This is a genomic window from Halanaerobium sp. (assembly GCF_003070835.1).
Window position 1 is genome coordinate 1 of record NZ_QBLR01000167.1, and the last position, 7446, is coordinate 7446.

Here is a 7446-nt window from a genome sequence, read left to right on the forward strand (position 1 = left end):
CTTCTTTTACTATTTTATCATAAATTTGCGCTAAGAAAAACTTTTCTTTTGGAATATCTGCCATAAATTTTTCTTCTCTATTAATTTTATTATTATAGACAAGTGTTTCTTTTTCACTGGCATATACCATATTCAATTCATTTTTGGCAATTCTTTCCACCCGCGCCAGAGAAGTTTTACTGGCAAGTTTCACTTCCAACCTTTCATTTTTTGACCTAACTACTTCCAATCTATCTTCCAGTTCCAGTAGTCTAGAACTACTATGATTGATATTTAATATTTGAGAAACATATAACAAAATTGAAATACTTATAAAAACCAGCATAAATATGTATAATATTGTGAAGGCCTGTTTTTTAACATTAGTAAAATTATAGGATGATTCATTTAGATAATTGCTTTCTGAAGCCAAATTTATATAATCCTGACCCTGATACATTTTACTACCCCCTTTTATTAGTTAAATCTTCTCAGCTACTCTCATTTTCGCACTGCGTGAACGTGGATTTGCTTCTTTTTCAGTTTTAGAAGCCTGAACCGGACTTCTGGTTATAACTTTTACTTCCGCTTTTTTGTCACAAACACAGATTGGAAAATCAGGTGGACAGGTACAGTCATTTGCCAGATCTCTAAATTTGTGTTTTACTATTCGGTCTTCCAGGGAATGAAAAGTAATTATTACCAATCTACCACCTGGGTTTAAATAAGAAACTGCCTTATCAATTAAATTTTTTAACTGTTCTAACTCATTATTAGTTTCAATTCTTAAAGCCTGAAAAGTTCTGCGGGCAGGGTGTCCACCACTTCTCCTGACAGCCTTTGGAATAGCAGCTTTAATAACTTCCACAAGATCAGCGGTAGTATTAATTTCATTTTCTTTCCTCATTTTTACAATAAATTCTGCTATTCTGGCAGCCCAATTTTCTTCTCCATATTCCGAAATTATTTTTTCTAACTGCTCTTTAGAATAATTATTCACAATATCTTTTGCCGTTAATTTCTGCTCCGGGTTCATTCTCATATCAAGTGGACCATCCTTTTGATAACTAAACCCGCGCTCCGGATTATCCAGCTGAGGAGAAGAAACTCCTAAATCAAAAAGCATCCCGTCAACAGCTTCAATCCCCAGTTTGGCAAAAACCCGATCAAAATCTTGAAAATTAGAATGTTCTAAAACAAGTCTCTTTTCATTTGGAAATTTATCTCTGACCGCTTTAATAGCAGCAGTATCTCGATCAACTGCTATTAATTTTCCCTGTTCAGAAAGATTTTTCAAAATTTCTGAACTGTGGCCGGCTCTACCCAGAGTCCCATCCAGGTAAATCCCCTCTTCTTTTATTTTTAAATATTCAACTGCTTCGTTTAACAATACTGCCTGATGTTCAAAATCCATATTTATCCTTTCTAGATTCCAAGTTCTTCCATTGCGTCTGCAATGTCTTCATAAGAATCTTCTACATCATCCATGTAGCTGTCCCATTTTTCTTTGGCCCAGAGTTCGATTCGATTTGCCAGACCAATTATCACAATTTCATGTTCAAAATCTGCATAGTCTCTTAAATTTATTGGAAGGGAAACTCTTCCCTGTTTATCTAATTCACATTCGTTGGCTCCTGAAAAGAAAAAGCGGACAAAATTACGGGCGTTTTTACTGGTCATCGGGAGGGAAGTTAATTTTTTTTCTAATTCTTTCCACTCATCCATTGGATATAAAAATAAACAGTTATCAAGTCCTCTGGTGATGACAAACTGCTCACTCAGGTCATCTCTGAGCTTAGAAGGAATAATTAAACGTCCTTTTTTATCCATATTGTGAGTGTATTCTCCCATAAACATAATATCACTTCCCACTTTCCACCCTTTTGCTCCACTTTCCACCACTTAATAAATTTATTCTACATCGAAGAGAAAACTCCTTTATATTTCTCAAAAAAAATTATAAATTTTTACCATTTGAAAATAATTACTGATAAAATAGAAAAAACCCACCAAATGGTGGGTAATTAATCATCATTATTTAAATAAAGTTTTCTAGCCCGCGAAATTTTATCAAACCCATATTTTCTCTTTAATTGATCAATAGTTTGGTCAAGCTGATCCCCATTTTCATCTGTAAATAAATTTAGCTGTTCCTGACCCTCCTGGCATAAATTTGAAACTCCCAAACCAAGTAAGCGAAGAGGCTTAGTTAATAAATCATTTTGCATTAATAATTCTTTTGCTCGCTGATAAATTTCTTCACTGCTGTTTATGGCAACTTTAAGAGATTGCTGCCTGCTGTAAGTGCTGAAGTCTGAATATCTTACCTTGATAAACACAGTTGTACCCTTAAGTGAATTACTGTGGAGGCGAAAAGATACTTTTTCGCTCATTTTAAATAAATATGCAAAAAGCTTATCCTGATCACTTATATTATCAGCAAAAGTCTCTTCGTGGCTGACTGATTTAATTTCACTCCTACTTTTTACATCTCTGTTGTCTATACCCCGTGATAGAAAAAATAGCTTTACACCTGCTTTGCCATAATTATTTTTTAGTTCTTCTAGAGAATATGGCCATATATCACCTGCTTTGTAAATATTTTTTTCGGCAAGTTTAGCAGCAAAAACATCACCCACTCCCCAGATTTTATCAATATCCAGGTGGCGCATAAAACTTTTAATATCTTTTTTTCTAATTACTGTCAGTCCATCAGGCTTATCAAAGTCGGAAGCCAGTTTGGCTAAAAACTTGTTAACAGATACACCAACAGAAATTGTTAGATCTGTTTTCTTTTTCACTTCTATTTTAATTTTTTCAGCTATTTCTACAGGATTACCGTATAATCTTTCACAGCCTCTAACATCCAGAAAAGCCTCATCAATAGAAAGTTTTTCAACTAGCGGAGTATATCTCTTTAAAATTGAAAAAACTTCTTTTGAAGCAGCTTTATAAAGCCCGTGTCTGGCTGGTAGATAAATTCCATCCGGACAGAGTTTTTTTGCCTGAGCAATCGGCATTGCAGAATGTACTCCAAATTTCCTGGCTTCATAGGAAGCAGTAGAAACAACTCCGCGGTTACTTAAGTTTACACCACCAACGATTACAGCCTTACCCTGAAGCTCAGGATTTTCTCGCTGTTCAACAGCTGAAAAAAAAGCATCCATGTCTGCATGTAATATCTGAAGTTTATCCATTTAGTTGTCCTTTTTTAAAGCAAGCTCTACCAGTTTATCTAAAAGTTCAGAATAACTAATTCCACTTTCTTTAAAGAGCAAGGGATACATGCTGAACTTTGTAAAACCCGGCATTGTATTGATTTCATTAACCAAAATTTCATCATTTTTCTCATTAACAAAAAAATCAAGACGTGAAATCCCTTCTGCATCAACAGCACGAAAAGCTCGGGCTGATAACTCTTTAATTTTTTCTCTACTGGCTGCTGAAATATCAGCTGGAATAATCAACTCTGTACTCTGATCTTCATATTTAGCCTGATAATCATAAAAATCATGGGTAGAAATAATTTCACCAGCAGCCGATACTTTAAGCTCAGCACCAGTCCCCAGTACGGCAGATTCGATTTCCCGACCCTCAACACTGCTTTCTAAAATCAATTTTTTATCATATTTAAAAGCCTCAGCAATCCCCTTTTTAAAAGAAGCTAAATCATTAACTCTGCTGATGCCTATACTTGATCCCATATTAGCCGGTTTAATAAAAAACGGCAGCCCCAAACTTTCAGCCAGATTCCCAAAAAATTGAGCCACATCTTTAATTTCATATTCAGCCTTTTTCAAAATTTCAAATTTACTCTGTGGAATATTATTATAAGCAAAAATTTGTTTCATAACTGCTTTATCCATTCCTACTGCCGAAGCTTTTAAATCACAACCAACATATTGTATATTTAAAACATCTAAAAAACCCTGAATTTTACCGTCTTCACCAAAAGGTCCATGCAGAACTGGAAAAACCAGATCAATTTCTTTTTCTAAAAGTTTTAATATTTCTTGAGGTAAAATATTATCTCTATTTACTTCGGGAACTGATTTTAAATCACTAAATAAGATCTTTTTTGAAATATCTAGTGATCTAAAAAATCCATTTTTGCTAATGGCAACCGGAAAAATATTATATTTTTCCTGGTCAAAGGCCTGAAAAATAGAGCGAGCAGAAAGCAGTGAAACTTCATGTTCAGCTGATCTCCCGCCAAAAAACAGGGCAATATTTATCTTTGATTCCAACAATAAAATCCCCCTCCAAATTTACTTTTTAAAGTAATCGATTTTCATGACTTCTCTAACTTTTTCCATTGTTTTTTGAGCTTCTTCTCTTGCTTTTTCAGTACCTTCCATTAAAATCCTGTCAACAAGTTCTGGGTTTTCGAGATACTTCTTTCTTCTTTCCCGCATTGGAGCCAGAAAAGCATTTAATTTTTCAGCCAGTCGTTTTTTACAGGCCACACAGCCAATTGTCCCTGCTCTGCATTTTTCTGCAATCTCATCGGACTCTTCACTATTAAATGCCTGATGATAATGGTAAACAGTACAAACTTCTGGATGACCGGGATCATCTTTATGAATTCTGGCAGGGTCAGTTTTCGCCTGCATTATTTTTTGCTGTACTTCATCCTTGCTGTCACTTAAATAAATTGCGTTATTTAAACTCTTACTCATTTTATTTTTGCCGTCAAGCCCCATTAATCTTGGGAAATCACTGATTAATGCCTCCGGTTCTGGGAAAACTTCTCCATACATATTGTTAAATTTGCGCACTATTTTTCTAGTCTGTTCAATATGAGGAATTTGATCCTCACCAACTGGAACCAGATTAGCCTGACAGAAAGTAATGTCTGCAGCCTGGCTGACCGGGTAACCTAAAAATCCATATGACATTTCCTTATAACCATACTGCTCAGCCTCAGATTTAATTGTTGGATTATGACGCAGCTGATTTACTGTAACTATCATTGAATAAAAAACAGTTAGTTCGGCAATCTCTGGAACAAGTGACTGTACAAAAATAGTTGTTTTTTCCGGATCAATACCAGCAGCTAAATAATCCCTCGCAACCTGTCTTACATCCTCACTCAACTTCTCAGGTTTATCAAAATTTGTAGTTAAAGCCTGGACATCAGCAATTATTAAAAATGTGTCATATTTATCCTGTAGTTCAACTCGATTCTGCAAACTACCAACATAATGGCCCAAATGCAATTTACCAGTGGGCCTGTCTCCAGTTAATATCCTTTTTTCTTTTTTCTTTGTCAATATTATCACCCTTTTTATATATAATAAATTTTACTTGAATATCCAAATAATATCTGCTAAAATTAAACTATAGATAATAATGATTATTAATTAAGTTTAGGAGGAATAAGATGAGCAAGAAAACTAGAATGACAAAACAGCGTAAGGCAATATTGAGAGTTTTAAAGAGCACGAAATCTCACCCTACTGCTGACTGGATATATGAAAAAGTAAGAGAGGAAATACCCAATATCAGTCTGGGAACTGTTTATCGTAATTTAAATGTTTTAGCAGAACACGGTAAAATAAATGTTTTAGATTACGGAAGCAACCACAGCCGCTATGATGGTAATCCTGATCATCATTATCATTTCCGCTGTGAAAAATGTGGTGGAGTTTATGATTTAGATCTTGATTTAAGTTCAGATTTAAATAATAAAATAAATACGGAAACAGAATTTATCGCTCATTCTCATCGTTTAGAGTTTAGCGGTATCTGTCCAAAATGTCAGCAGAAAAATTAAATTTTTTCTGCTTCTTTTTTTGCCAGACTATCAACTTCCTCATTATATTGGTCACCACTGTGACCTTTAACTTTCTGATAACTCAATTCAAATTTTGAACTAAGCTCATCCAGTTCCTGCCATAAATCTTGATTGGCAACTGCATTTTTGCTTGAGGTTTTCCAACCATTTTTCTTCCAGGCTTCAACCCAGCTTGATAAACCATTTAAAACATAACTGGAATCACTGTGAAGTTCAATTTTTTTATTTTCCGGAATAATTTTTAAAGCTTCAATTACTGCCTTTAATTCCATCCGATTATTTGTAGAATCTCTTTCTGCTCCGGAGATAGTTTTTAATTTTTTTAAATCTGAATTTAAAATAACTGCTGCATATCCCCCTGGGCCTGGATTACCAAGACAGGCTCCATCTGTATAGATTTTTAATTCTTGATAATTATCTAAATTCATGTCTTCCCCACTCTCAGAAACATCATTATCATTTTGAGGCTTATTATTTTTTTCCAGCTCTTCTAAAAGTTCAGCTGCCCTCCTCATATGGGGAATAACAATTGAGCCACCAACTATCAGGGCAACATTCATCGCTTCATAAATTTCTGCCTTCGTCCAACCGGCCTGATAGGATTCTATAATATGGTATGTGATACAGTCATCACACCTTAATACCATTGAAGAAACAAGTCCAAGTAATTCTTTAGTTTTAGCAGGTAGTTTTCCATTCTGATATACTTTATGGTCAAGATTAAAAAATCTTTTTGTATCTAAATTACCTTCATCCAAAATTATGTCATTCATTTTTTGACGAAATTGATTAAATTCTTCTGTTTTTTTGCTCATCAAAACACCTCTAACTATATCATTTAAAATCAGTAAAAGTTTAAAAGAAACCGGACAGCAAGAGCCGTCCGGGTTATTTAAATATTAATATTCAATTTACCAGCATTTGATTATTTTTTTATCTTATTTAAATAATCTTTTACTTCAGAAACTGTTCCCAGATTAAGTACCTCTTTGCTTACTTCCTCTGCCTCTGCAAGAGTCCACTTAGTTAAAATCTCTTTTATTTTCAGAATTGAAACAGCACTCATACTGAACTCATCAAGTCCAGCTCCAAGTAAAAACGGAAGTAATAATTCTTCTCCAGCTGCTTCTCCACACATACCAACCCAGATATCTTCTGCATGAGCTGCTTCAATAGTCTTTTTAATCAACCTCAGTACTGCAGGGTGATATGGAGTATGCATTTCAGCAATCCGCTCATTCATCCTATCTACAGCAACAGTATACTGAATTAAATCATTAGTTCCGATACTGAAGAAATCAACCTCACTGGCTAATTTATCAGCAATCATAACAGCTGCTGGAATCTCAATCATCATTCCCAGATCAATGTCTTCGTTATATTCTAATCCCTCTGCTTTAAGTTCTGCTTTCGCTTCTTCAACTTTTTCCTTAGCAGCAAGTAATTCATTTAAAGAAGAGATCATAGGGAACATGATTTTTAAATTACCATAAACACCAGCTCTTAAGAGAGCTCTCAACTGTGGTTTGAAAATGTCATCTCTTTCCAGACAAACTCTGATGGCTCTATACCCTAAAAATGGATTCATTTCTTCGGGAAAGTCTAAATATGGCAGCTCTTTATCTCCACCCACATCAAGAGTTCTAATAACTACCGGTCTATCTCCCATT

The 7446-nt window shown here is 34.6% G+C and carries 9 protein-coding genes and 1 pseudogene; 1 reads left to right on the forward strand and 9 read right to left on the reverse strand.

Features of this window, described 5'->3' with window-relative positions; translation table 11 throughout:
• The 6 genes from CI949_RS14150 to trpS all read right to left on the reverse strand — a co-directional run.
• Positions 1–439, reverse strand: a 439-nt coding sequence (locus tag CI949_RS14150) for a septum formation initiator family protein (RefSeq protein WP_290767478.1), incomplete at its 3' end; no start/stop codon positions are given.
• A 21-nt stretch (positions 440–460) separates the two neighbouring features.
• Positions 461–1393 carry a 16S rRNA (cytosine(1402)-N(4))-methyltransferase RsmH gene (gene rsmH, locus CI949_RS14155; protein ID WP_133530263.1) on the reverse strand — a complete coding sequence of 311 codons (933 nt, stop codon included), beginning with the start codon at positions 1391–1393 and terminating at the stop codon, positions 461–463.
• An 11-nt stretch (positions 1394–1404) separates the two neighbouring features.
• A complete protein-coding gene (mraZ, locus tag CI949_RS14160; protein ID WP_108141458.1) occupies positions 1405–1836 on the reverse strand; it encodes a division/cell wall cluster transcriptional repressor MraZ in 432 nt (143 codons plus the stop codon).
• 167 nt (positions 1837–2003) lie between these two features.
• Positions 2004–3176: a DNA polymerase IV gene (locus tag CI949_RS14165; RefSeq protein ID WP_290767480.1), complete on the reverse strand. Its 1173-nt coding sequence runs from the start codon at positions 3174–3176 to the stop codon at positions 2004–2006.
• Positions 3177–4226 carry a D-alanine--D-alanine ligase family protein gene (locus CI949_RS14170; protein WP_290767482.1) on the reverse strand — a complete coding sequence of 350 codons (1050 nt, stop codon included), beginning with the start codon at positions 4224–4226 and terminating at the stop codon, positions 3177–3179.
• 21 nt (positions 4227–4247) lie between these two features.
• Positions 4248–5252, reverse strand: coding sequence for a tryptophan--tRNA ligase (gene trpS / locus CI949_RS14175; RefSeq protein WP_133530266.1), 1005 nt, complete (start codon positions 5250–5252; stop codon positions 4248–4250).
• A gap of 110 nt (positions 5253–5362) precedes the next feature.
• Between trpS and CI949_RS14180 the strand changes: the two genes are divergently transcribed.
• A complete protein-coding gene (locus CI949_RS14180; RefSeq protein WP_133530267.1) occupies positions 5363–5755 on the forward strand; it encodes a Fur family transcriptional regulator in 393 nt (130 codons plus the stop codon).
• Here the strand turns inward: CI949_RS14180 and rnhA are convergent.
• From rnhA to ptsP, 3 genes and pseudogenes are all read right to left on the reverse strand, one after another.
• Positions 5752–6204: a ribonuclease HI gene (gene rnhA, locus CI949_RS20970; RefSeq protein ID WP_347877177.1), complete on the reverse strand. Its 453-nt coding sequence runs from the start codon at positions 6202–6204 to the stop codon at positions 5752–5754. The two genes, CI949_RS14180 and rnhA, sit on opposite strands and share 4 nt — an antisense overlap.
• Positions 6205–6285: 81 nt before the next feature.
• A pseudogene (locus CI949_RS20975) lies at positions 6286–6591 on the reverse strand (carboxymuconolactone decarboxylase family protein); the annotation flags it as partial.
• A 110-nt stretch (positions 6592–6701) separates the two neighbouring features.
• Positions 6702–7446, reverse strand: a 745-nt coding sequence (gene ptsP / locus CI949_RS14190) for a phosphoenolpyruvate--protein phosphotransferase (protein WP_290767487.1), incomplete at its 5' end; no start/stop codon positions are given.